This is a genomic window from Oceaniovalibus guishaninsula JLT2003, assembly GCF_000299575.1.
GTDB lineage: Bacteria > Pseudomonadota > Alphaproteobacteria > Rhodobacterales > Rhodobacteraceae > Palleronia > Palleronia guishaninsula.
In genome coordinates this window covers 24,921-49,002 of sequence record NZ_AMGO01000068.1, presented here as the reverse complement: position 1 = coordinate 49,002, position 24,082 = coordinate 24,921, and the positions used below count along the sequence as shown (strand labels likewise).

28 protein-coding genes are annotated in these 24,082 nt (G+C 69.5%); 9 read left to right on the top strand and 19 right to left on the bottom strand.

Annotated elements, in window-relative coordinates:
* Position 1 precedes the first annotated feature (1 nt).
* A complete protein-coding gene (locus OCGS_RS13705) occupies positions 2–1,090 on the bottom strand; it encodes an ABC transporter ATP-binding protein (protein ID WP_007427846.1) in 1,089 nt (362 codons plus the stop codon).
* Positions 1,091–1,223: 133 nt separating this feature from the next.
* Between OCGS_RS13705 and OCGS_RS13700 the strand changes: the two genes are divergently transcribed.
* From OCGS_RS13700 to OCGS_RS13680, 5 genes are all read left to right on the top strand, one after another.
* Entirely contained in the window at positions 1,224–2,003 is a 780-nt protein-coding gene (locus OCGS_RS13700) for a DeoR/GlpR family DNA-binding transcription regulator (RefSeq protein WP_007427845.1), read from the top strand.
* Between the two features lie 52 nt (positions 2,004–2,055).
* Complete coding sequence (add, locus tag OCGS_RS13695) at positions 2,056–3,060, top strand: adenosine deaminase (protein WP_007427844.1); 1,005 nt, start codon at positions 2,056–2,058, stop codon at positions 3,058–3,060.
* Positions 3,057–3,416, top strand: a complete 360-nt coding sequence (locus OCGS_RS13690) for a cupin domain-containing protein (protein WP_007427843.1) — start codon at positions 3,057–3,059, stop codon at positions 3,414–3,416. Before add ends, OCGS_RS13690 begins: the two co-directional genes overlap by 4 nt.
* A 74-nt stretch (positions 3,417–3,490) precedes the next feature.
* Positions 3,491–3,691, top strand: a complete 201-nt coding sequence (locus OCGS_RS13685) for a heavy-metal-associated domain-containing protein (RefSeq protein WP_007427842.1) — start codon at positions 3,491–3,493, stop codon at positions 3,689–3,691.
* Positions 3,692–3,709: 18 nt separating this feature from the next.
* Complete coding sequence (locus tag OCGS_RS13680; RefSeq protein WP_007427841.1) at positions 3,710–4,156, top strand: DUF411 domain-containing protein; 447 nt, start codon at positions 3,710–3,712, stop codon at positions 4,154–4,156.
* A 6-nt stretch (positions 4,157–4,162) separates the two neighbouring features.
* Here OCGS_RS13680 and OCGS_RS13675 read toward each other — a convergent pair whose 3' ends face one another.
* The 5 genes from OCGS_RS13675 to OCGS_RS13655 form a co-directional block, all read right to left on the bottom strand.
* Positions 4,163–4,864: an ABC transporter ATP-binding protein gene (locus OCGS_RS13675; RefSeq protein ID WP_007427840.1), complete on the bottom strand. Its 702-nt coding sequence runs from the start codon at positions 4,862–4,864 to the stop codon at positions 4,163–4,165.
* On the bottom strand, positions 4,851–5,636 hold the full coding sequence (locus OCGS_RS13670; RefSeq protein ID WP_007427839.1) for an ABC transporter ATP-binding protein: 786 nt from the start codon (positions 5,634–5,636) through the stop codon (positions 4,851–4,853). Before OCGS_RS13670 ends, OCGS_RS13675 begins: the two co-directional genes overlap by 14 nt.
* Positions 5,633–6,589 (bottom strand): branched-chain amino acid ABC transporter permease, encoded by a 957-nt coding sequence (locus OCGS_RS13665; protein ID WP_007427838.1) that lies wholly within the window; start codon positions 6,587–6,589, stop codon positions 5,633–5,635. Before OCGS_RS13665 ends, OCGS_RS13670 begins: the two co-directional genes overlap by 4 nt.
* Complete coding sequence (locus OCGS_RS13660; protein WP_007427837.1) at positions 6,589–7,461, bottom strand: branched-chain amino acid ABC transporter permease; 873 nt, start codon at positions 7,459–7,461, stop codon at positions 6,589–6,591. The genes OCGS_RS13665 and OCGS_RS13660 overlap by 1 nt, the downstream gene beginning before the upstream one ends.
* 67 nt (positions 7,462–7,528) lie before the next feature.
* The gene (locus OCGS_RS13655; RefSeq protein WP_007427836.1) at positions 7,529–8,665 is read right to left on the bottom strand and encodes an ABC transporter substrate-binding protein; all 1,137 of its coding nucleotides are present in this window, start codon (positions 8,663–8,665) and stop codon (positions 7,529–7,531) included.
* A 257-nt stretch (positions 8,666–8,922) separates the two neighbouring features.
* On the opposite strand from OCGS_RS13655, the gene paaG reads away from it, so the two are divergent.
* The 4 genes from paaG to OCGS_RS13635 all read left to right on the top strand — a co-directional run bounded on the left by paaG (position 8,923) and on the right by OCGS_RS13635 (position 12,179).
* The gene (gene paaG / locus OCGS_RS13650; protein ID WP_007427835.1) at positions 8,923–9,717 is read left to right on the top strand and encodes a 2-(1,2-epoxy-1,2-dihydrophenyl)acetyl-CoA isomerase PaaG; all 795 of its coding nucleotides are present in this window, start codon (positions 8,923–8,925) and stop codon (positions 9,715–9,717) included.
* Between the two features lies 1 nt (position 9,718).
* Positions 9,719–10,177 (top strand): hydroxyphenylacetyl-CoA thioesterase PaaI, encoded by a 459-nt coding sequence (gene paaI, locus OCGS_RS13645; RefSeq protein WP_007427834.1) that lies wholly within the window; start codon positions 9,719–9,721, stop codon positions 10,175–10,177.
* Positions 10,174–11,487, top strand: a complete 1,314-nt coding sequence (gene paaK / locus OCGS_RS13640) for a phenylacetate--CoA ligase PaaK (protein WP_007427833.1) — start codon at positions 10,174–10,176, stop codon at positions 11,485–11,487. The genes paaI and paaK overlap by 4 nt, the downstream gene beginning before the upstream one ends.
* A gap of 95 nt (positions 11,488–11,582) precedes the next feature.
* Positions 11,583–12,179 carry a TetR/AcrR family transcriptional regulator gene (locus OCGS_RS13635; protein ID WP_007427832.1) on the top strand — a complete coding sequence of 199 codons (597 nt, stop codon included), beginning with the start codon at positions 11,583–11,585 and terminating at the stop codon, positions 12,177–12,179.
* Here the strand turns inward: OCGS_RS13635 and OCGS_RS13630 are convergent.
* From OCGS_RS13630 to OCGS_RS13570, 13 genes are all read right to left on the bottom strand, one after another.
* Positions 12,163–12,780: an acyltransferase gene (locus tag OCGS_RS13630; RefSeq protein WP_007427831.1), complete on the bottom strand. Its 618-nt coding sequence runs from the start codon at positions 12,778–12,780 to the stop codon at positions 12,163–12,165. The genes OCGS_RS13635 and OCGS_RS13630 overlap by 17 nt on opposite strands.
* The gene (paaZ, locus tag OCGS_RS13625) at positions 12,777–14,843 is read right to left on the bottom strand and encodes a phenylacetic acid degradation bifunctional protein PaaZ (RefSeq protein ID WP_007427830.1); all 2,067 of its coding nucleotides are present in this window, start codon (positions 14,841–14,843) and stop codon (positions 12,777–12,779) included. The genes OCGS_RS13630 and paaZ overlap by 4 nt, the downstream gene beginning before the upstream one ends.
* A 12-nt stretch (positions 14,844–14,855) precedes the next feature.
* On the bottom strand, positions 14,856–15,614 hold the full coding sequence (locus OCGS_RS13620) for a Phenylacetic acid catabolic protein (RefSeq protein WP_040611087.1): 759 nt from the start codon (positions 15,612–15,614) through the stop codon (positions 14,856–14,858).
* Positions 15,604–16,674 carry a 1,2-phenylacetyl-CoA epoxidase subunit PaaE gene (paaE, locus tag OCGS_RS13615; protein ID WP_007427828.1) on the bottom strand — a complete coding sequence of 357 codons (1,071 nt, stop codon included), beginning with the start codon at positions 16,672–16,674 and terminating at the stop codon, positions 15,604–15,606. The genes OCGS_RS13620 and paaE overlap by 11 nt, the downstream gene beginning before the upstream one ends.
* A 33-nt stretch (positions 16,675–16,707) precedes the next feature.
* Positions 16,708–17,232 (bottom strand): 1,2-phenylacetyl-CoA epoxidase subunit PaaD, encoded by a 525-nt coding sequence (gene paaD, locus OCGS_RS13610; RefSeq protein WP_040611105.1) that lies wholly within the window; start codon positions 17,230–17,232, stop codon positions 16,708–16,710.
* 5 nt (positions 17,233–17,237) lie between these two features.
* On the bottom strand, positions 17,238–18,092 hold the full coding sequence (gene paaC, locus OCGS_RS13605) for a 1,2-phenylacetyl-CoA epoxidase subunit PaaC (protein ID WP_007427826.1): 855 nt from the start codon (positions 18,090–18,092) through the stop codon (positions 17,238–17,240).
* The gene (paaB, locus tag OCGS_RS13600) at positions 18,092–18,379 is read right to left on the bottom strand and encodes a 1,2-phenylacetyl-CoA epoxidase subunit PaaB (protein WP_007427825.1); all 288 of its coding nucleotides are present in this window, start codon (positions 18,377–18,379) and stop codon (positions 18,092–18,094) included. The genes paaC and paaB overlap by 1 nt, the downstream gene beginning before the upstream one ends.
* Before the next feature lie 13 nt (positions 18,380–18,392).
* A complete protein-coding gene (gene paaA / locus OCGS_RS13595) occupies positions 18,393–19,391 on the bottom strand; it encodes a 1,2-phenylacetyl-CoA epoxidase subunit PaaA (RefSeq protein ID WP_007427824.1) in 999 nt (332 codons plus the stop codon).
* A gap of 13 nt (positions 19,392–19,404) precedes the next feature.
* On the bottom strand, positions 19,405–20,610 hold the full coding sequence (gene pcaF, locus OCGS_RS13590) for a 3-oxoadipyl-CoA thiolase (RefSeq protein ID WP_007427823.1): 1,206 nt from the start codon (positions 20,608–20,610) through the stop codon (positions 19,405–19,407).
* Positions 20,611–20,706: 96 nt separating this feature from the next.
* A complete protein-coding gene (locus OCGS_RS13585) occupies positions 20,707–21,282 on the bottom strand; it encodes an SAM-dependent methyltransferase (RefSeq protein ID WP_007427822.1) in 576 nt (191 codons plus the stop codon).
* Positions 21,272–21,985, bottom strand: coding sequence for a PIG-L deacetylase family protein (locus OCGS_RS15275; protein ID WP_007427821.1), 714 nt, complete (start codon positions 21,983–21,985; stop codon positions 21,272–21,274). Before OCGS_RS15275 ends, OCGS_RS13585 begins: the two co-directional genes overlap by 11 nt.
* A complete protein-coding gene (locus tag OCGS_RS15270; protein ID WP_007427820.1) occupies positions 21,982–23,049 on the bottom strand; it encodes an acyl-CoA dehydrogenase family protein in 1,068 nt (355 codons plus the stop codon). Before OCGS_RS15270 ends, OCGS_RS15275 begins: the two co-directional genes overlap by 4 nt.
* Entirely contained in the window at positions 23,046–24,068 is a 1,023-nt protein-coding gene (locus tag OCGS_RS13570; protein WP_007427819.1) for a glycosyltransferase, read from the bottom strand. The genes OCGS_RS15270 and OCGS_RS13570 overlap by 4 nt, the downstream gene beginning before the upstream one ends.
* Positions 24,069–24,082: the final 14 nt, after the last annotated feature.

The following is a 24,082-nucleotide window of genomic DNA, read 5'->3' as shown; positions in this document are numbered from 1 at the left end:
GTCAGGCGGCCCTCGCATAGGGGGCGGCCTGCACCAGCGCGCCCTGCCCGTCGAACAGATAGATGTGGTCGGGATCCAGATGCACGGCCAGCGTGCCGCCGCTGCGCAGGCTGCGCACCCCGTGGATCAGCCCGACCCAGCGTTCGCCCTGATGGTCCAGATGCACATAGGTCTGCGATCCGGTGATCTCGGTCACGCTCAGCACCGTCTCGAACCGGATCGCGCGGTCGTGGGGCGCCTCCAGCGCCAGATGGTTGGGCCGGAAGCCCGCCGTATAGGCCCCGTCCGGCACATGGGCGGCGATGGCGCCCGCCGGCAGCGACCGCCCGTCCGGCAGCGCGAACCGGCCGCCACTCTTTTCCAGCGCCAGAAAGTTCATCGGCGGATCCGAAAACACCCGCGCCGTGATCACGTCCAGCGGGCGGCGATAGACGGTCGGCGTCGGGCCGAACTGCGTCACCCGGCCCTGCCACAGCGTCGCGCACTGTCCGCCCAGCAGCAGCGCTTCTTCGGGTTCGGTCGTGGCATAGACGAAGATCGCGCCCGATTCCGCAAAGATGCGGGGGATCTCGGCGCGCAATTCCTCGCGCAGCTTGTAGTCCAGATTGGCCAGCGGTTCGTCCAGCAGCACAAGGCCCGCATTCTTGACCAGCGCCCGCGCCAGCGCGCATCGCTGCTGCTGGCCGCCCGACAGCTCCAGCGGCCGGCGGTCCAGCATCGGGGTCAGCCGCATCAGCTCGGCGGTCGCGCGTACGCGGCTGTCGATCTCGTCCTTCGCCAGCCCCATCAGCCGCAAGGGCGAGGCGATGTTGTCGTAGACGCTCATCGACGGATAGTTGATGAACTGCTGATAGACCATGGCGACCTTGCGGTCCTGCACGCGCTGGCCGGTCACGTCCGTGCCCTGCCACAGGATGCGGCCCGTCGCCGGCTGGTCCAGCCCCGCCATCAGCCGCATCAGCGTGGTCTTGCCCGACAGCGTCGGCCCCAGCAGGACGTTCATCGTCCCCGGTTCCAGCGCCATCGTCGTCGGATACATATGCGTCCGCCCGCCGACGATCTTCGATACGTTCTCCAGCCTGAGCGTCATCTTTCCCCCTGCGGTCGGTGAAGGCTAGCGCAACGGGGTCCATCGGAAAAGCCCGATCTTTTCGTTTCCGTTCGTTTTTGCTTTCCATCCCGCAAAGTATTGACAACGGCGAAACGAAGCGAACACTCCGGCCATGTCCCGGTCCATCCGCCACCCCGAGATCCTCGACATCGCCCGGCGCGAGGGCAAGGTCACGGTCGAGGGGCTGGCCGCCTATTTCGGCGTCACCTTCCAGACCGTCCGCCGCGATCTGACCGATCTCGCCGATACCGGGCTGCTCGACCGGGTGCATGGCGGCGCGGTGCTGCCGTCGGGCACGACGAATATCGGCTATGCCGACCGGCGCGGCCTGAACTTCGCGGGCAAGCTGGCCATCGCGCGCGCCTGCGCCGCCCGCATCCCGCACGATTGTTCGGTGTTCCTCAATATCGGCACCAGCACCGAGGCGGTGGCCGACCGGATGCTGGCGCATCGCAACATCCTGGCCGTGACCAACAACCTCAACGTCGCCACGATCCTGGCCCGCAATCCCGATTGCGAGGTGGTCGTCACCGCGGGCGTGCTGCGCCGCGCCGATGGCGGGCTGACCGGCGGGCTGACCGAACGCACGATCCGCCAGTTCAAGTTCGACTTTGCCATCGTCGGCTGTTCGGCCATCGACGGCGACGGCGACATCCTGGATTTCGACATGCAGGAAGTGGGCGTCACGCGCACCATCATCGAACAATCGCGCCGCGTGTTCCTGGTCGCGGATCACACCAAGTTCCGCCGCAAGGCCCCGGTGCGCGTCGCCGCCTTGTCCGATCTGGCCGCCATCTTCACCGACAGGCCCCCCGCCGCGGGCCTGGCGCGCAGATGCGAAACGCTGAAGGTCGCGCTGCATGTGGCCGACCCGTCCGCCGACCCCGCTTGAGCCGGGGCGCGTTTCACGACACTCTGCGCCCCGACGAGACAAGGAACCCCGCATGTCCGACGCGTATCTGGCGATGCCCAAGGTGGAACTGCACGTGCATCTCGAAGGCGCGATGCGGCCCGAAACGCTGCTGCGGCTGGCACGGCGCAACGGCATCGACCTGCCCGTCAGCAGCGAAAAGGACTTCGCCCGCTGGTATCGCTTCGTCGATTTCCCGCATTTCGTCGAGGTCTACCTGACCCTCTCGGGCGCCATCCGCACCCCCGACGACCTGCACGACCTGACCCGCGACTTCCTGCTGGAACAGGCCCGCCAGAACGTCCTGCATACCGAGGCGACCTATACCGCCCAGACGATCCACGCATCGACGGGCATGGGGTTCGCCGACCAGATGGCCGCGATCCGCGCCGCCGCCGACGCGGTGCGCGACAGCCACGGCACCACCCTGCGGCTGATCGTGGACATCCCGCGCAACCTGTCCACGCCCGAACAAAGCGCGCGCACCGCGCATTGGGTGGCGGACGCGCATGGCGACGGCCTTGTCGCGGCCCTCGGCCTGGGCGGTTACGAGGTCGGCTTCCCCCCCGAGGATTTCGCCCAGGCCTTCGCCATCGCGCGCGAGGCGGGCGTGCCGGCGGTGATCCATGCCGGCGAAACCGAAGGCCCGGCCAGTATCCGCGGCGCGCTCGACGCGCTGCATGCGGTGCGCATCGGCCACGGCATCGCCTGCCTGCGCGATCCCGCCCTGGTGGACCGGCTGCGCGACAGCCAGACCATGCTGGAAGTGTGCCCCAGCTCCAACGTCTGCCTCGGCGTCGTGCCCGACATCGCCGCGCACCCCCTGCCCCGCATGGTCGCGGCGGGGCTGAACGTGTGCATCGGGTCCGACGATCCGCCGCTGTTCGACACCACGCTGAACGACGAATACGCGCTGGTGGCCGACACCCTTGGCCTTGGCGCGGATTTCCTACGCGCCCAGAACCGCGCCGCGGCCCATGCGTCGCTTCTGTCCGGCGACGAACGCCGCGATCTGGTCCGGCGGCTGGACGCGGCATGATCGTCCACCGCGCGGATCCGGGGGACGAGTTCGCCACGCGCGAACGCTGCCACATCACCGAGCTGCTGAACCACGCGCGAAACCCCGCCCTGTCCGTCGCCCGCTGCCGGGTCGAACCGGGCGTGACCACCGAACTGCACGCCCTGACCGCCACCGCCGAAATCTACGTCCTGATCGAGGGCGCGGCGCAGATGGACGACGGCACCGGCCTCTGGCGCCCCGTCGCCGCGATGGACTGCATCGAGATCGCCGCCGGCGCCCCCCAGCGCATCCGCAACACCGGACCGCGCGATCTGGTGTTTCTGGCGATCTGCACGCCGCGCTTCCTGCCCCCGGCCTATCGCCCGCTGGAATGACGCAGCCCGCCCCTTGACCTTCCAGCGCGGGAAGCCCCCATCTCCGGCCCGTTCGCATAAAGGAAAACGTCCCGATGACCCGACTGACCGTCCCCGACATGACCTGCGGCCATTGCAAGGCCAGCATCGCCGCCGCGATCGAGGCGCTCGATCCCGCCGCGCGGCTTGAAATCGACCTGCCCGGCCGCCGGGTCGAGGTGCGAAGCGCCGCGTCCGACGACGCGATCCTGTCCGCCCTGCGCGCGCGCGGCTTCGACGCCAGCCTGACCGCCTGACCCCGAGGACACGCCGCCATGTTCCGACCGCTCGGCCTCGCCGCCCTTTTCGCCGTCACCGCCACCGCCGCCCTTGCCGGGCCGGCCATGACCGTCGCCAAGGATCCGTCCTGCGGATGCTGCACCGCCTGGGCCGCGATCATGGAACGCGCGGGCTATGACGTTGCCATCGAACACACGACCTATGACGCGCTCGACCGGCTGAAGGCCGCGCGCGGCATCCCGGCGACGCTGGCCGGGTGCCATACCGCCACGGTCCAAGGCTATACGATCGAGGGCCATGTGCCCGCCGCCGACATCGACAGGCTGCTGGCCGAACGCCCCGATGCCGTCGGGCTGGCCGTGCCCGGCATGCCGATGGGATCGCCCGGCATGGGGCCGGAATCGTCGCGCGACGCCTATGACGTGCTGCTGGTGATGAAGGACGGCACGGTCGAACGCTTCGCGCACCATCCCGCCCGTTGAGCGGGGTCACAGGCCCAGATAAGCCTCGCGGATGCGCGGATCGGCGATCAGTTCGGCGGCGGGGCCGGACATGGTGACGCGCCCGGTTTCCATGACATAGCCCCGGTCGGCGATCTTCAGCGCGCCGAACGCGTTCTGTTCCACCAGCAGCACGGTCACGTCGCGCCGCTTGAGATCGCCGATCACCTCGAAGATCTGCGCCACCAGCAGCGGCGCCAGCCCCATCGACGGCTCGTCCAGCAGCAGGCAGGACGGCCGCCCCATCAGGGCGCGGGCGATGGCCAGCATCTGCTGCTGCCCGCCCGACAGCCCGCCCGCCGGCAGATGCCGCTTGTCCTTCAGGATCGGGAACATCGCGAATGCATCGGCCATGTCCCGGTCCACCCGGTCGTCGGTGTAAAGGAAGGCGCCCAGGCGCAGGTTCTCCTCGACGCTCAGATTGGTGAAGATTTGCCGTCCTTCGGGCGATTGCGCCAATCCGCGCTTCAGCCGCGCATGGGCGGGCACCGCGCCTAGATTGTCGCCGCGAAAGACGATGCGCCCGTCGCTGACCGGCTGCGTGCCCGACAGGCATTTCAGCAGCGTCGTCTTGCCCGCGCCGTTGGCCCCCACCACGGTGACGATCTCGCCCGAATCGACCTGAAGGTCGATGCCGTGCAGCACCTCGATCCGGCCATAGCGCGACCGCAGCCCCTCAACCGTCAGCATGCGCGCCCTCCGCGTTCTCGGTGCCCAGATAGGCGGCGATGACCTGCGGATCGCGGCTGACCGTGGCCGGATCGCCCTCGGCGATCTTCTCGCCGTGGTCCAGCACGACGATGTGGTTGGAAATGCGCATCACCATCTTCATGTCATGCTCGACCAGCAGAATGGCGATGCCCGCTGCCGCCAGTTCCGCGATCAGGCGGTCGATCTCCTCGCTTTCGACGGCGTTGCAGCCGGCGGCAGGCTCGTCCAGCAGCAGGATCTTCGGCCCCAGCGCCAGCGCGCGCGCGATCTCCAGCCGCTTCAGCGCGCCATAGGACAGGTTGCCGGCCATCTGCTCGGCCGCCTTGTCCAGCCGCACCCGCGCCAGCAACCCGCGCGCGCCCTCCCGCGCCTTGTCGGCCCGCCGCCGCATCGACCCCAGCGCCAGCAGGTCGGCCCAGATCGACCCCCGCTCGGTCAGGTGATACCCGGCCAGCACGTTGTCCAGCACCGTCATGTCCTGAAAGATCTGCAGGTTCTGGAACGTCCGCGACAGCCCCATCTCGGCCAGTTTGTGCGGCGGCGTTTCGGTCACGTCGGTGCCGTTGAGGCTGACCCGCCCCCGGCCCGGCCGGTAGATGCCGGAAATCATGTTAAACAGCGTGGTCTTGCCCGCGCCGTTGGGGCCGATGACCGACACGATCTCGCCGGGGGCCACGGCGAAGCTGACATCGTCCACCGCCTTCAGCCCGCCGAAGGTGATGCCCAGACCGTCCACGACCAGCAGGCTCATTCGTCCCTCCCCCGCAGGCGGCGCGCGATGGACGGCAGCAGGCCCTGCGGCAGGAAGATCATCACCAGGATCATCACCGCGCCCAGCACAAGCTGTTCGTATTCCGCGAACACCGTCAGCACCTGCGGCAGCAGCGTCAGGATCGCGGCGCCCAGCGTCGCGCCCAGCACCGACCCGACGCCGCCCAGCACCGCCATCGTGACCATTTCCACCGAATGCAGGAACCCCGCCACATCCGGCGTGATGTATCCGTTCTGAAGCGCCAGCAGCGACCCCGCCACCGACGCGTAGACGGCCGAGATGACGAAGGCGCGCAGCTTCTGGCGCGCCACGTCCACGCCCACCGTCGCCGCCGCCACCTCGGATCCGTGCAGCGCGCGCATCGCCCGGCCCGTGGGGCTGTCGAACAGGTTCAGCGCGATCCACGCGCCCAGCACCAGCACGATGCCCGACGCGCCATACCAGAACTCGCCCCCCGACAGCCGCCAGCCCAGATCGCGCAGCACCGCGCGCAGGCCCAGATCGGCGACCTGCATGCCGTCCGGCCCGCCGGTCAGCGCGCGTTCGTTGGTCAGCACCATCGACACCAGGATGCCGAAGCCCAGCGTCGCCACCGCCAGGTAATACCCCTTCAGCCGCAGGATCGGCCGTCCGATCAGCAGCGCCAGCACCCCCGAGACGACGGCCCCCAGGACCGGCGACAGCGCCGGATGCAGGCCCAGATGCTCGGGCGCCAACGCGCAGGCATAGGCGCCGATCCCGGCAAAGCCCGCATGCCCCAGGCTGATCTGCCCGGCATAGCCGATCAGGATGACCAGCCCCACCACCGCCAGCGCGTTGACGAAGATCAGCGCGCCGACGCGATAGTAATACCCCGAAGGGAAGAACAGCGGCAGCACCGCGATGGCGATGGCGAGGATCGCCAGTTGCAGCCACTTGTTGCGCCACGTCATCAGACGCGCTCCGTCGCGGACTTGCCGAACAGGCCCTGCGGCATGGCGAACAGCACCCCCAGGATGACGATGAAGGCCACGGCGTCCTTGTATTGTGAACTCAGATACCCCGCCGTCAGCGCCTCCAGCAGGCCCAGCAGCAGACCCCCCGCCAGCGCGCCCTTGGGGTTGCCCATGCCGCCCAGCATCGCGGCGGCGAACCCCTTCAGCGCCAGCGCCACGCCCACGTCATAGCTGACCAGCGTGATCGGCGTGACCAGCACGCCCGCCAGCGCGCCGATGGCCGCCGACAGCCCGAAGGACAGCGTCATCACCCAAGCGGTGTTGATCCCCACAAGCTGCGCCGCCACCCGGTTGTTGGCGGTGGCCAGCACCGCCTTGCCGGTCAGCGTCCGGGTGAAGAACAGCCACAGGCCCACGAACACCACCAGCGCGCCGACGATCACCCACAGGCTTTGCGGCAGGATCGTCGCGCCCAGGATGCGGATGGGATCGTCGCCCGAAAAGGCCGGAAAGCGGTGAAGCTGCTTGTCGAAGACCAGTTGCGCGGCCCCCCGGATCAGGATCGACGCGCCGATGGTGATGATGATCAGCGTGACCACCGGCGCGCCGCGCGCGGGCTCGATCGCCAGCTTGTTCAGCGCCACGCCGATGGCCGCCGTCGCCAGCACCGCCAGCACCGCCGCCAGCGGCAGCGGCATCCCCGCCTCGAAGGCGAAGACGGTGATCATCCCGCCCAGCATGACGAATTCGCCCTGCGCGAAGTTCACCACGTCGGACGCATTGTAGATGATGGTGAATCCCAGCGCGACCAGCGCATAGACGGCCCCCACCGTCACGCCCGAGAAGATGAATTGCAGCAGCGCGTCCATCGCGGCTCCTTGCGGTCAATGGCGACAGGGTGCCGCGGCCGGGCACGGGCCGGGCCGCGGCGGCGCGTCAGTCGATCTGCTTCCAGCCGTCCGCCGTGATCTCCAGCATGCGGAAATCGCTGGGGTCGAGTCCCAGATGATCCTCGGGCGAGAAGGTATAGACCCCCGTGGTGCCGACGAAGCCCTGCGTGGCCTCCAGCGCGTCGCGGATCGCGTCCGGCGCGATCTCGTCCGCGCGGCGCATCGCATCCACCATCAGCGCCACGGCATCGTGCGCGTAGCCCGCGAAGGTGGACGGATCCTGCCCGTATCGTTCGCGGTAGGCGGCGGTATAGTCGTTCACCACCTGATATTGCGGATCGTCCTCGGCCAGCCTGTCGCCGATCAGCAGCGCGGTGCCGGGCAGCCGCACGCCCTGCGACGCCTCGGGTCCGACCAGCTCGACGAAGGCGTTCGACGCGACGCCGTGGCTTTGATACAGCGGAATGTCGAAGCCGAGCTGCGCGAAGTTGCGCGTCACGATGGCCGGCCCCTGGCCGAAGCCCGCGTTCAGCACCGCCTGCACGCCGTCGGTATTGCGGATCCGCGTCAGTTGCGGCGTCGTGTCGGCATCCTGCGGGCCATAGGTCTCGTCGGCCAGAACCTCGATGCCTTGATCGCCGGCCACGTCCTTGCACTGCGCCTGCATCGACGCGCCGAACCCGTCCGTCCCCGAGATCATGCCGATCCGGCTGATCCCCTGCGCCTGCATGTCGGAAAATATCTTCTCGCAGGCCATGCGGTCGGTATGCGGCGTCTTGAAGACGTATTCGCGCACCGGATCGACGATCGAGATGGCCCCGGCAAGCGAGATGAAGGGGATGCCCTCGTCCTCGGCCACGTCGAGGATCGACATGGTGGTGCCGGTCGTCGATCCGCCGATGATCGCCACCACCTCGTCATCCTCGACCAGGCGGGTGGCGAAGGTGCGCGCCTTGTTGGGATCGCCGCCGTCGTCGTAAAGCGTCAGCGCGATCTGTTCGCCGTCGATGCCCCCGGCCTCGTTGATGTCCTCGACCATCATCTCGATGGTCTTGGCCTCGGGGTCGCCCAGAAACGCCGCCGGCCCCGTGGCCGACACACTGGCGCCCAGCCGGATCTCGGCCTGCGCCGCGACCGGCAGCGCAAGCAGCAGCGCCATCGCCGATGCTGTCGTGTTCCTCATCCTCGTCTCCTCCCCTCGATTGGCGTTTCCGCCTGTCGCCGCTCGGGCGCGTTATTTGCCGCTTGGCAGTTCGGGAAAAGGCGTCCAGAATTCGCGTGTCCGCGGCGTTCGGGGTGCCCTTCGGGCTGCATCCCGCAACGATCGAACAGACCCGGCAGCGCCCCTCCCAAAGCTGACGCGCCTTATCATTGACCGACCGGACGGTTTATGCAACGATAAACTTGCCGCCCCCTGACCTTGGGGCATCGGAGGATCGGATGACCGGCAGCGACACCCTTCTGGCCCAACTCGACCGCGGGGTGCTGCGGCTGACGCTGAACCGTCCCGACCGGCTGAACGCCTTCAACGATGACATGCACCGCGCCTTGCGCGTCCAGCTCGACCGCGCCCATGCCGACGCCGACGTGCGTGCCGTGCTGCTGACCGGCGCCGGGCGCGGCTTCTGCGCGGGGCAGGATCTGGGCGACCGCGATCCGCGCAAGGGCGGCCCTGCCCCCGATCTGGGCCGCACCATCGAAACCTTCTACAACCCCGCCCTGCGGCTGATCCGCGATCTGGACAAGCCGGTGGTCTGCGCCGTCAACGGCGTGGCGGCGGGCGCCGGCGCCAACATCGCGCTGGCCTGCGACATCGTGCTGGCCGCGCGGTCCGCCCGGTTCATCCAGGCATTCTCGAAGATCGGGCTGGTCCCCGATGCGGGCGGAAGCTGGTCGCTGACCCGCGCCCTGGGCGAACCGCGCGCCAAGGCGCTGACCATGCTGGCCGAACCCCTGCCCGCCGAAACCGCCGCCGAATGGGGCCTGATCTGGAAGGCCGTGGACGACGACGCGCTGATGACGGACGCCGTGGCGCTGGCCGAAAGGCTGGCCGCCGGGCCGACGATCGGCCTCGGCCTGACCAAGCGGCTGATCCAGCAGGCCGCCACATCCGATCTGGACGCGCAGCTCGACCGCGAACGCGACGCCCAGCGTCAGGCGGGCCGCAGCGCCGACTATGCCGAAGGCGTCACCGCGTTTCTGGAAAAGCGCGCCCCCCGGTTCGAGGGGCGCTGAGATGACGCCGCAGCGACTGGCCGAAGCCTGCGCCGCCGCGATGTGGAAGGACGACAGCGCGTCGCAGGGGCTGGACATGCGGATCGTCCACATCGCCCCCGGTCAGGCGACGCTGACGATGATCCTGACCGGCCGGATGACCAACGGGCACGGCAACGCGCATGGCGGCTATCTTTTCGCGCTGGCCGACAGCGCCTTCGCCTTCGCCTGCAACACCTACGATCAGGTGACGGTCGCCCAGCATTGCGCCGTCACCTACATCGCCCCCGGCGCGCTTGGCGACATGCTGACCGCCACGGCGCGCGAAGTGTCGCGCAAGGGGCGGTCGGGCCTCTACGACGTGCGCGTCACCCGGCAGGACGGCGCCACCATTGCCGAGTTTCGCGGCCATTCGCGCAGCCTCGGGCGGCCGATCCTGCCGCCGCCAGCCGCAACGGATTCTCAGGGAGGAACCCGATGAACGACCTGACCCCAAGCCCCGACATCCTCGACCCGATCGAGATCGCCAGCCGTGACGAGATCGCGGCGTTGCAACAGCAGCGCATGGCCTGGTCGCTGCGCCACGCCTACGACAATTCGCCCTTCTACCGCCAGCGGTTCGATGCCCACGGCGTGCATCCCGACGATTTCCGCACGCTGGCCGACCTGGCCAGGTTCCCGTTCACCATGAAGCAGGATCTGCGCGACACCTATCCGTTCGGCATGTTCGCCGTGCCGCGCGAAAGGCTGGCGCGCATCCACGGATCGTCGGGCACCACCGGCAAGCCGACCGTCGTGGGATACACCAAGGGCGACATCGACGTCTGGGCCGATGTCATGGCCCGCTCGATCCGCGCCAGCGGCGGCCGCGCGGGCGACATCTGCCATGTCGCCTATGGCTACGGTCTGTTCACCGGGGGGCTTGGCGCGCATTACGGGGCCGAACGGCTGGGCTGCACCGTGGTGCCGATCTCGGGCGGGATGACCGAACGGCAGGTCACGCTGATGCAGGATTTCAAGCCGCGCATCATCATGGTCACGCCGTCCTACATGCTGTCGATCCTCGACGAATTCCGCCGCCAGGGCGTCGATCCGCGCGAAAGCTCGGTCAAGGTCGGCATCTTCGGCGCCGAACCCTGGACCAATTCCATGCGGCAGGAAATCGAGCAGGCGTTCGACATGGACGCCGTCGATATCTACGGCCTGTCCGAAGTGATGGGCCCCGGCGTCGCCAACGAATGCGTGGAAACCAAGGACGGCCTGCATGTCTGGGAGGACCACTTCTATCCCGAGATCATCGACCCCGAAACCGGCGCCGTGCTGCCCGACGGCGAAATGGGCGAGCTGGTCTTCACCACGCTGACCAAGGAAGGTCTGCCGATGATCCGCTACCGCACGCGCGATCTCAGCCGCATCCTGCCCGGCACCGCGCGTACCATGCGCCGGATCGAGAAGATCACCGGCCGCAGCGACGACATGATCATCCTGCGCGGCGTCAACGTCTTCCCCACCCAGATCGAGGAGCAGATCCTGAAATGCGCGGGCCTCGCGCCGCATTTCCATCTGGAACTGGTGCGCGCCGAACGCATGGACGCGATGATCGTGCATGTCGAATGTGCCGCGTCCCATGCCGGGGCGGACGCGCGCGGGGCCTCGTCGCGCGAACTGGGCCATCACATCAAGTCGGTCGTCGGCATCTCGACCCGGATCGAGATCCACGATCCGGGCAACCTCGCCCGGTCGGAAGGCAAGGCGAAACGCGTGATCGACAACCGCCCGAAAGGTCAGTGAGGCTGGCCAATCCCGCGCGGCAACGCTAAGAGGGGCGCCGGTCCCGGCGATGCGGTCCCCGGCCGCCACGCATTGATGAAGGAGCCGCCGGGCCGATGGCCAGGACGCGCGCAAGCGATTTCGAGGAAAAGAGGCATCACCTGCTTCTGACGGCCGCCCGCGTTTTCGCGGCGCAGGGCATGGACAAGGCATCCATGTCGCAGATCGCGTCCGGCGCGGGCGTGTCCAAGGCGCTGCTGTATCACTACTACCCGTCCAAGGACGCGCTGATCTTCGCGATCATCCACACCCACCTGACCGACATGGACGCCGCGCTGGACCGTGTTCCGGCGGACCTGCCGCCGCGCGCCCGGCTGGAAAGGCTGGTTCTGACGGTGCTCGAATCCTATCGCGGCGCGGACGACCAGCACCAGGTCCAGCTCAACGGCAACGCGGCGCTGTCCGACGACCAGAAGGCGCGGATCGTGCAGGTCGAACGCCGCATCGTGCGGCGCTTTTCCGCGATCATCCGCGACATCCACCCCGAGCTTGACCGCCCCGACCGCCCGCTGCTGATGCCGGTCACGATGTCGCTGTTCGGCATCATGAACTGGGTCTACATGTGGTTCCGCGACGACGGCCCGATCACCCGCAGGGATTATGCCCATGTCGCCACGACCATGATCCTCGAAGGGATCAAGGCCGTTCGCTGAAGCCCCGCCGTTCGATCGTCAGCGGATCGTAGCGCGGCGCCGTCACCCGGCGGCGATCCGGCTCGGGCCGGTCCAGCGGCAGCGCGGGCGCCAGCTTGCCCGCCGCCTCGCGCGCAAGCTGCTGATAGACGCCGGTGCCGCGCCGCTTCCAGTCGATCTCGTCCGCCGTCAGGGCGCGGATCACGCGCGCGGGCGACCCCACGGCCATGCTGTCAGGCGGGATCCGCGCGCCCGCCTTCACGAACGCCGCCGCCCCGACGATGCTGTTCTCGCCGATGACCGCCTCGTCCATCACCACCGCGTTCATGCCCACCATCGCGTTGCGCCCGACATGACAGCCATGCAGCACCGCGCCGTGGCCGATATGGCCCGATTCCTCGACCAGCACGTCCTTGCCCGGAAAGGCATGGGCGACGCAGGTTTCCTGAAAGTTCGACCCGTCGCGCAGCACGATGCGCCCGAAATCGCCGCGCAGCACCGCGCCCGCCCCTACATAGCAGCCCGCCCCGACGATCACGTCGCCGATCAGCACCGCACCCGGATGCACGAAGGCCGTGGGATCGACCGCCGGCACCACGCCGTCCCACGACCAGACGCTCATGCGGCCTCCAGCGGCCAGGTCTTCGCCACCATCGTCAGCACGTCGTATTGCGCGACCACCTCATCCTTGCCGTTCGTCACCCGGCAATCCCAGCGCACCTCGCCATAGACGGCATTCTCGCGCGGATTGATCTGCTTGCAGGTCAGCCGCACCCGTAGCGTGTCGCCGAAATAAACGGGCGTCAGGAAGCGCAGGTTGTCCACCCCGTAATTCGCCAGAACCGGGCCGGGTTCGGGATCGACGAACAGCCCCGCCGCGAAGGACGCGATCAGATAGCCGTGCGCCACGCGATCCTCGAAGAACGGATTGGCCTTCGCGGCGGCGCTGTCCATATGGGCATAGAATGTGTCGCCGGTGAAATGCGCGAAATGCTCCACGTCCTCGCGCGTCACCTCGCGCGCGTCGGTGACGATCTGGTCGCCGATCTGCAGCTCGGCCAGCGACTTGCGGAACGGATGGCCGTCCGTCCGCGACGGCGCGCCGTCCACCCATTCGCCCGTGACCGCCGACAGCAGCCGCGGCGTGCCCTGCACCGCCGTGCGCTGCATGAAGTGCTTGACGCCCCGCATCCCGCCCATCTCCTCGCCGCCGCCCGCCCGGCCAGGCCCGCCATGCACCAGCGGCGCCAGCGGCGATCCGTGCCCGGTCGAGCTTTTGGCCGAGGCGCGGTTGCCGATCATCACCCGCCCGTGGAAGGCCGCGACGCCGATCACGATCTCGGCCGCGACCTCGGGCGCGTCGGTGAAGACCGACGATACCAGCGATCCCTTGCCCTTCTCGGCCAGCGCCACCGCCTGCGCCACGTCGTCATAGGCCATGACCGTCGCCACCGGGCCGAACGCCTCGATCTCGTGCGGGGCGGCGGCGTTCATCGGATCGGCGCAGCGCAGCAGCACCGGGTTCAGGAACGCGCCGCTCTCGGCATCGCCCGACACCACATCGACCCGCCGCGGATCGCCGCTGACGATCTCGGCCTCGCGGGCGATGCGGGCGATCTGGTCGCGCACGCCGTCCCTTTCGCCGGTCGAGACCAGCGCCCCCATCCGCACCTGCGCGTCGTCGGGCAGGCCCACCGGCGTCGCGGCCAGCCGTTCCGACAGCGCCTCGATCACCGCCTTCTCGTGCGCGGCGGGCACGATGACGCGGCGGATGGCGGTGCATTTCTGCCCGGCCTTCGATGTCATCTCGCGGTGAACCTCGCGCACGAACAGATCGAACTCTGGCGTGCCCGGTCCCGCATCGGGGCCCAGGATCGCGGCGTTCAGGCTGTCCGCCTCCATGGTGAAGCGGGTGGAATGGGCGACGATGGCCGGGTTGGTCTTCAGCTTGCGGCCCGTCGCGGCCGACCCGGTGAACGTCACCACATCCTGCCCGGTGACGTGATCCAGCAGGTCGCCCGCGCCGCCGCAGACCAGTTGCAGCGCGCCGTCGGGCAAGATGTCCATCTCCAGCATCCGCCGCACGACCAGCTCGGTCAGATAGGCGGTCTGCGAGGCGGGCTTGACCAGGCACGGCATCCCGCCGATCAGTGCCGGCGCGATCTTCTCCAGCATCCCCCAGACGGGGAAGTTGAAGGCGTTGATATGGATGGCCACGCCGTGCAGGGGCGTCAGGATGTGCTGCCCCGCGAAGCTGCCGTCGCGCGACAGCGGCTCGACCGGACCTTCGGTCAGAACGCGGGCATTGGGCAATTCGCGCCGGGCGCGCGACGCGAAGGTCAGCATCGTGCCGATCCCGCCCTCGATATCGGGCCAGGCATCCCTGGGCGTCGCCCCCGTCGCCAGGCTTTCGGCGTGGAACGCGTCCTTCATCTCCATCAGCTTCTGGCCGATGGCCTTCAGCATCAGCGCGCGTTCGTGGACCGTGTGCCGCCGCAGCGCCGGGCCGCCCACGTCGCGCCCCCATTCCAGCGCCCCCGCGAAATCGAGACCCTCGGACGAGATGCGGGCATGCACCCGTCCCGTCGCCGCATGGGCCAGCGGCTTGCCCTCGCCCGCGCCCTTGCGCCACGCGCCCTGCACATAGCTTTCCAGCCGCCGCGCGGTCACACCTTCGTCCAGCATCGCCGTTCCTTCCTAGTCCAACCCGAACCGGGCGACGATCCCGTCCGCCCCGGCCCGCCATTCGCGGCGCAGCGACTCGTTGTCGGTATGCCGCAGGCCCATCTCCTTCAGCCGCGCGAAGCGGTCCGACACGGCGGGGCCGAACGTCTCGGCCACGCGCGGCATCCAGTAGCGGACCGAGGCGCGGGCGCCTTCCGCGTCGTCCCCAGCGATCCGGTCCAGCCCCTCGATGCCCAGCTCCATGTGCCGCCGCTCGCGGGGCAGGATGTCGCGCAGCACCTCGGCCAGCGGCTGATAGGAACAGCGCGCCAGCTCGCCCACCGCGATCAGCGTGGCGCCGCCCATCAGCACGTTCATCACCACCGCGTCGGTCCAGCCGGTCAGCGGATAGTGGAACACCGACAGCCGCATGTCCCCGCCCTGCCGCCGGGCATCGACCGTCGCGTCGCGATCCGCCCGCGCGGCCCAGTCATGCGTGCGCTGATAGCGGTCCTTGTCGGTGCCGAACCCTTCCATCAGGTCCAGAACGCGTTCGGCATGGTCGGCCTTTTCCAGCGTGATGCGGCTGGCGGCGATGCGTTCCTTGATGCCCGGCGCCCAGTTGATCGCGGCGGCGAACCCCGCCGACCCGGCCAGTTCGCTGTCCACGAACGACGACATCAGCCGCAGCACTTCCCCGCGATAGCGCGGCGGCACGTTTTCGGGCGATGTCAGCTTGCCGCCCTGCGACAGGTAATCGGCGATGGGCATGGTCTCGGCGTCATTCGTCATAGCTCAGCACCACCTTGTCGGACAAAGGAACGCACTGGCAGGACAGCACATAGCCGGCCTTGACCTCGTAATCCTCCAGCGCGTGGTTGATCTCCATCTCGACCTCGCCCTCCAGCACGCGGGCGCGGCAGGTCGAACAGACGCCGGCCTTGCACGAATAGGGCGCGTCCATGTCGTTGGCCAACGCGGCGTCCAGGATCGCCGTGCCGTCCTTGGGCATGCGGAAGCTGCGCGTCGCCCCGTCCAGCGTCACCGACACGTCGCAGGCATTGCCCGACGTATCGACCGCCCGCGACACCGCGCGCGCCCTGGCGCGGCCCGGCTGGGACGAGGCGAAAAGCTCGAACTTGATCTGCGCGTCGGTCAGGCCGTGCCGGCGCAGGCTTTCGGCGATGGCCAGCATCATCGGCTCGGGTCCGCAGATGAAGGCCGTGTCCACGCTTTCGGCGTCGATCCACAGGCGGAACAGCATCTCCATCTTCTCGGCGTCGATGCGCCCGGTGAACAGGTCGATCTCCTGCCCCTCGCTTTCCAGCACATGCACGATGGACAGCCGCCCCAGATAGGTGTTCTTCAGATCCTCCAGCTCCTCGCGGAACATGATCGAACTGACCTGCCGGTTGGCATAGACCAGCGTGAAGGTGGATTGCGGCTCGCGCGCCAGCACCGTCTTGACGATGGACAGCACCGGCGTGATCCCCGATCCGCCCGCGAAGCCCAGATAGGTCTTGGCGCGGTCCGGCTCGATCACGGTGAAGAACCGCCCCTGCGGCGGCATTGCGTCCAGCACGTCGCCCGGCTTCATCTCCTCGTTGGCCCAGGTCGAGAACGCGCCGCCATCCACCCGCTTGATGCCGACCTTCAGGCACCCTTCGTCCAGCCCCGCGCAGATCGAATAGGACCGGCGCAATTCCTGCCCGTCGAAATCCCGCCGGAAGGTCAGATACTGGCCTTGGGTGAACGCGAAGGCATCGGCATCCCGCGGCTTCAATGTGACCACCACCGCATCGCGCGTCTCGCGGCGGATGTCGGTGACTTCAAGGGGATGGAAACGGGGCATCCGGGCCTCCTGACGAAAGCGGGGCGCGCGGCCCTAGTGGCACTTGAAATAGTCGAAGGGTTCCAGACAGTCGCGGCAGCGATAGCTGGCCTTGCAGGGCGTCGATCCGAACTGGCTGACGCGCTCGGTATCGGCCGATCCGCAGCGCGGGCAGGCCACGCTCAACCCCTGCCCCGACAGCCGCGCCGCGCGTCCCGCCGCGGCCCCCGCCGCCGCCGTGCCGTCCACCGGGGGCGCGATGCCATAGGCGCGCAGCTTGTCGCGCGCGGCCGGGGTGATCCAGTCGGTCGTCCAGGGCGGCGACAGCCGCCGTTCCAGCCGCAGCCTGCCGATGCCTTGCTCGCGCAGATGGCTTTCGATCGTCATGTCGATCACCGCCGTCGCGGGGCATCCCGAATAGGTCGGCGTCACCGCGACGACCAGCGTGTCGCCGTCCCAGCGCACCTCGCGCACGATGCCCAGATCGCTGACCGACACGACGGGAATCTCGGGGTCGGGCACATCGGCCAGCCAGTCCCAGACCTGATCCACCGTGGGCCGGGTTGCGGGATCGGCCATCGCCGTCACCAGGACGCGCCGGGATAGGCGCGTTGCAGGAACTGCATCTCGGCCAGGATGAACCCCAGATGCTCGGTATGCCGGCCCTGCTTGCCGCCGCGATGCACGTCGAACCGCCCTTCGGGCTTCCGCAGCGTCGCCTCGTCCAGAACGGCGTCCACGGTCCGCTCCCATGCCGCGCGCAGGTCGCCGGGCGCGGGCGCGATGCCGGCCTTCGCCACCGCCGCATCCACCCCGTCGCCCAGAAACAGCTCGCCCGCATAGGGCCACAGCCGGTCCAGCGCGTCCTGCATCCGGGCGTGGCTTTCGTCGGTGCCGTCGCCCAGCCGGACCACCAGATCCGAACTGCGCTCGACGTGATAGCCGACCTCCTTCAGCGCCTTCGCCGCGATCTCGGCGACGCGCGGGCTGCCCGATTGCAGCAAGGCCGTCAGCATCTCGACATGCCAGGCATCGAACAGGAACTCGCGCATCAGCGTGTGGGCCATGTCGCGGTTGGGCAGCTCGACAAGCTGCACGTTGCGGTATTTCATCGCGTCGCGCAGGAAGGCCAGATCGTCCGCCGTGCGGCCCGCATCCTCGACCTCGGCGGCCAGGCCCAGCCACATCTGCGTGTGGCCGATCAGGTCCAGCGCGGTGTTGGCCAGCGCGATGTCCTCCTCCAGCACCGGGCCGTGGCCGCACCATTCGGAAATCCGGTGCCCCAGGATGGCGGTATTGTCGCCCATCCGGCACAGCCAGTCGAAGAAGGCGGGCTTCAGATCCACGTCTTGCAGATGCGGGTCGTGCGGTTGCGACGCGGCGGCGTCGCGCGCCAGCGCCATCACGTCGGGCGTGGTCATGTCGGGAAGCGACGGCATCACATATGTCCCACTTCGTCTGGGATGTCGAAGAAGGTCGGGTGGCGATAGACCTTGCTTTCCGCCGGATCGAACAGCGGCCCCTTGTCCGAGGGCGACGAGGCGACGATATCGGCCGACCGCACCGCCCAGATCGACACACCTTCCTTGCGCCGGGTATAGACGTCGCGCGCGTGGCGGATCGCCATTTCGGCGTCGGGCGCGTGCAGGCTGCCGACATGGCGGTGGTTCAGCCCGTGCTGCCCGCGGATGAAGATCTCCCACAGCGGCCATTCCTTGCTGGACATCGGCCTGCCCTCCCTATTCGGCGGCGATGGATGCAGAGGCCCGGCGCGCGGCGGCCTTGTCGGCATAGGCGTTCAGCCCGTCGCGGAACCACGCACCCCGCTCCCACGCCTCGCGCCGCGCTTCCAGCCTTTCGCGGTTGCACGGCCCGTTGCCCTTCAGCACCTCGAAGAACTCGTCCCAATCGGGCTGCGCGAAATCGTAATGCCCGCGTGCGTCGTTCCAGCGCAGCGTCTCATCCGGCACGGTCAGCCCCAGATATTCGGCCTGCGGCACCGTCTCGTCGACGAATTTCTGGCGCAGCTCGTCGTTGGTGTTCATCTTGATCTTCCACGCCATCGACTGCGCGGAATGGACCGAATCCTTGTCGGACGGCCCGAACATCATCAGCGCCGGATACCAGAAGCGGTTCAGCGCATCCTGCGCCATCTCCTTCTGCTCGGGCGTGCCCCGCGCCATCTTCATCATGATCGCATAGCCCTGCCGCTGGTGGAACGATTCCTCCTTGCAGATGCGGATCATCGCGCGGGAATAGGGGCCATAGCTGGTGCGCTGCAACGGCACCTGGTTCATGATCGCGGCGCCATCCACCAGCCAGCCCACCGCGCCCATATCGGCCCAGGTCAGCGTCGGATAATTGAAGATGGAACTGTATTTCATCTTCCCCGACAGCAGCTTCCCGGTCAGCTCGTCGCGGCTGACGCCCAGCGTCTCGGCGGCGCTGTAAAGATAAAGCCCGTGCCCCGCCTCGTCCTGCACCTTGGCCAGCAGGATCGCCTTGCGCTCCAGCGTCGGCGCGCGGGTGATCCAGTTGCCCTCGGGCAACTGGCCGACGATCTCGGAATGGGCATGCTGGCCGATCTGGCGCACCAGCGTCTTGCGATAGCCGTCGGGCATCCATTCCTTCGGCTCGATCTTCTCGCCCCGGTCGATGCGTTCCTGAAAGGCGCGCTCCTCGGGCGACATCTCGTCGAGGGTCTTCATGCCTTCGGACTTCACCATCTGCGCATACATCGCCGTTCCTCCCTCAAACCCGTTCCAGGATCATCGCGATCCCCTGCCCCACGCCGACGCACATCGTGCACAGCGCGTATCGTCCGTTCGTCCGGTGCAACTGGCGCGTCGCGGTCAGCACCAGCCGCGCCCCGGTCATTCCCAGCGGATGCCCCAGGGCTATCGCACCGCCATTGGCGTTCACATGCGGCGCGTCGTCCGGCAGGCCCAGCTCGCGCATCACCGCCAGCCCCTGCGCGGCGAAGGCCTCGTTCAGTTCGATCACGTCCATGTCGTCCAGCGACAGGCCCGCCCGCGCCAGAACCTTGCGCGTCGCGGGAACCGGCCCCATGCCCATGACGCGCGGCGCGACGCCCGCCGCGGCCATCGCCACGATGCGCGCCTGCGGCACCAGCCCGCCGGCCTTTGCCGCCGCCTCGGACGCGACGATGGCCGCCGCCGCCCCGTCGTTCACGCCCGACGCGTTGCCGGCCGTCACGCTCAGTTCCGGGCCGTTCACGCCGCGCAGCCGGGCCAGTTGCTCGACCGTGGTGCCGGGGCGCGGATGCTCGTCGGTATCCACGACCGCCGGATCGCCCTTGCGCCGCGGGATCGTCACCGGGACGATCTCGTCCGCGAAGACGCCCGCTTGCTGCGCCGCCTCCCACCGCTGCTGGCTCAGCGCGGCAAAGGCGTCCTGATCCTCGCGCGCGATGCCGTAATCGGCGGCCACGTTGTCGGCGGTCTGCGGCATCGAATCGGTGCCGAACCGCTGCTTCATCTGCGGATTGACGAACCGCCAGCCGATGGTGGTGTCGTAGATCTCGGCGTTGCGGGAATAGGCGCTGGTCGCCTTGGCCATCACGAAGGGCGCGCGGCTCATGCTTTCGACGCCGCCCGCCAGCATCAGGTCCGTATCGCCCGCGCGGATCGACCGGGCGGCAAGGCCGATGGCGTCCATCCCGGACCCGCACAGCCGGTTCACCGTCGTTCCTGGCACCTCGACCGGCAGGCCGGCCAGCAGCACCGCCATCCGCGCCACGTTGCGGTTGTCCTCGCCCGCCTGGTTGGCGCAACCCAGGATCACGTCATCGACGCGCTTCCAGTCCACATCGGCGTTGCGCTCCATCAGCGCGCGCAGCGGGATCGCCGCCAGATCGTCGGCGCGAACCTCGGCCAGCGCGCCGCCATAGCGGCCGATGGGCGTCCGGATGGAATCGCAGATGAACGCATCCGTCATGGATCACAGGCCCCGCACTTAATTCACCGACCGTTCGGTCATATATATAGGACCGGATTCGCCATCCGTGAAGCCGGTATTTCCGCCGCCGTCGTTTCAGCCCCCCGGCGCGTCCAGCACGTCGATCGCGAACCCGTCGAAGGCCCGGTGCGACCCACGCCATTCCGCCAGACCGTCGCGCAGGATCCGCGCCGCCTGCGCGCCGCTCAGCGTCTCGCCCGTCTCGCCGGTCCAGTTCACCGCGACCAGACGGCAGCCCGGCGCGGCATGGGCCCGGATCCAGCCCGCAAGCCGCCCGATCTCGGGCACGGTCAGGAAATAGAGCACTTCCGACAGCACGATCAGGTCGGGCGCCAGCGGCGGCAGCGCCTCGGGTGCGGCGCCTTCCACGATCCTCACATGCCCCAGATGCGCCAGCCGCTCGCGCGCGGCTTTCGCGGCGTCGGCGATCATCTCGACCGCGATCAGGCGGCGCGCGCGGTCCGCCAGCCGCAGCGCCAGCGCGCCGTTGCCGCACCCCACCTCCAGCGCCAGCGCGAAGGGGCCGTCGCCCGCCGCCTGCAAGGTCGCGTCGTATTTCGCCCGCTCGTAGGGCCGCGTCAGGTGCCCCCAGGGGTCCGCGTTCGCGGCGTAAAGCCGGGCCAGATGGTCGCGCGTGGCGTCACGGGGCAAGGAAGATCTCCGCATGGTCCAGAAAATGCGCCTGATCCGCCGCATCCATGACGAAGCCGCCCGGATCGTCGTCGATCAGCCGCGTCATCTGCGTGGCGTGGCAGGCCAGCGCGCGGCTTTTGGCCGCCAGCGCCGCCGCCCCCGCCGCCAGCCGCCGCATCGGCGGCACCTCGGCCCCATCATCCACAAACCGCCCCCAGATCGGATACCACAGCAGCGCCAGATCGGGCCGGTCGCGGACCGCGCGCGCCACCAGCGCCGCGCCGCGCCGGTGATCGACATGCGGATCGCCGCCCCACGCCGCCACGACCAGCGCGCCTTGCGGAAATGCCGCGTCCAGCCGCGCGGCGCAGCGATCCGCCTCGGCCCCGCCTTCGGGCAGCCCGCAATCGGCATATCCCAGCCATTCGATCGCCGTCCCCGGCGCCAGCACCGCCACCGCCGCATCCAGCTCGGCCCGCCGCACCTGGGCGATCCGCGCCGGCGGCCAGCGTTCCGAATTGCGGTGCGACGCCGATCCGTCCGTCAGGCACATCACCCGCGTCCCGACCCCCGCCATATACGCCTCGTGCAGCAGCGCGCCGCAGCCCAGCGTCTCGTCGTCGGGATGCGGTGCGACCGCCACCAGCGCGCGCCGCCCGTCCAGCAGCGCGCGCGCCGGGACTTCGGGCGCCAAGGTCGCCGCCGCCAGCAGCGGGGTCATGCCAGATGCCATCGCCGCGCCCGCGCGCCGCCCGCGCCCGCCATCCGCATCGCGGTCTGCGCCAGCCCGTCGGGATTGGCCTGCCGCAGATAGAACAGCAGATCGCGCCGCCGCCGTTCCACCAGATGCGCCGTGGCGAAGGACGCGGCCCCCAGCGCCTCGTCCATCGCGTTCATCAGCGCGACCGCCTCGTCCGCGACGGTCAGCCGCGCCAGCATCGCCGTCGCCGCGTCGTCCGGCGCGGCGTCCGACCGCTCGACAACCCGCGCCGCATTTACCAGCCACAGCCGCGCGGTTTCGCAGGCCACGACCATCCGCCGCAGCCGCGCCGATTGCAGTGGCGCGTCGGCCTGCCCCCGCGCCGCAATCTGCGCCGCCGCCGCGCGCGTCATCGCCCGCATCGCGCCCATCTGCACCGCCGCATACCGCCACACGCCGCCCTGGAAATGCGGCTCGCGGTGATAATCGCCTGGCGCGCCCAGCAGATCGTCCGCGCCGATCGCCACGCCCTCCAGGTCGCACCGCCCCGAGGCCGTGGCCCGCATCCCCGAAACGTGCCATTCGCCCGGATGCAGCCGCCCCGCCAGCCGCGCGGTGTCCAGCACGACAAGCTGCACCTGCCCGTCGCCGTCGCGCACCGGCACCACCGCCCGGTCCAGCACCCCCGCCCCCGAGGCGTAAAGCTTCTGGCCCCGCAGCACGCCGCCCTCGATCCGCACCGGATCGGGCCCGTCCGCCCCCCAGACGCCGAAAAGCCGCCCCTGCCCCGCCTGCGCCAGCCAGCCGCCGCGATCCCCGTAAAGCGCGATCAGCTTGACGGCGTTCACATGCCCCTCGAACAGACGTCCCGCCGACAGGTTGCCGCCGCCCACCGCCGCCAGCGCCTCGACCAGCGCCTCCGGGTCGCGCGGGCAATGCGCCGGGCCGCGCCCGCCCGCCCCAAGCGGCGCGCAGGCTTGCAGCAGCCCCGCCTGCCGCAGCGCGTCGATCAACGGCGCGATGGGCGGCTCCTCGTCGCCGGGCGGCGACAGCGCGGCCAGCCTCTCCTCGATGTCGCACATCATGCGACGCGCCGTCCCGCCTTGGCGTCCAGCGCCGCCATCGCCGGCCGCACGGCATCCGCCACGAAGCCTTGCAGATCGGGCAGCAACCGTTCCAGATCGCTGGCGCGCAGCGGCGGATCGGCGGTGCAGGGCGGCGGACGGCGCGCGGCGGCGTCGCGGTTCAGCGCCGCCCGCCATTCCCGCCGCAACCGATCGGGCGGCACCAGCGACGCATCGGCGGCGGGGTCCGCGTCGCCCATCCGCGCAAGGATGGTCGCCGCCATCCCGCCCGGCGCGCGCCCGTGGATGCGGGCCGAGACGCGGGCATGCGCGGCGGCGCTGTAGACCACCCGCGCGCCCGCCGCCTCGGCGGCGCGGACCAGCGCGCGATCCTCGCCCGACGCGATGTCGGGCAGCCCGCCCAGCCGCCGGTGCAGCGCCGCCGTCAGCGCGATGCAGGCGCCCGATTCCACGTAATGCGGCACCGGCCCCGCCTCCCGCAGCCCGTGCAGCCGGTCGATGGCGAACCGGATCTCGTGGACCAGCGGCGCATAGGCTGCCGTCGCCGCGTCGATCCGCCGGATCGAGGGGTTCCGCGCGACCCGCATCGGCAGCCGCGTGGAAATCCCGCCGCAGACCAGGTCCGCCCCCGCCGCGCATTCCGCCGCCATCGCCGCCAGCGTGCCCGGCATCAGCAGCGAATCCGCGTCGGTCGAGACGAGCAGCCCGCCCGGCGCGCAGATCGCCGCCGCCTCGGCCATGGCCAGCCGCCGGGCGTGGCCCGCATTGCGGCGATGGGGCGGCAGCCGGCATTCCACCACCCGCAGGGTCAAGCCGTGCCGCGCCCCCGCCGCCCGCGCGACCGATGCCGTGGCATCGGTGCAATCGTTGGCCAGCACCACCGCGCCCACGGCGCGCCCCGCCTGCGCTGCCGACCGCGCCAGCGCCGCCAAAGCCGGGCCGATGAACCGTGCCTCGTTCGCCGCCGGGATTGCCACCGCTATGTCGCAGCCCAGTCCGAACGTCGCCCCTGTCGCCATGATCCCCCCCTTCG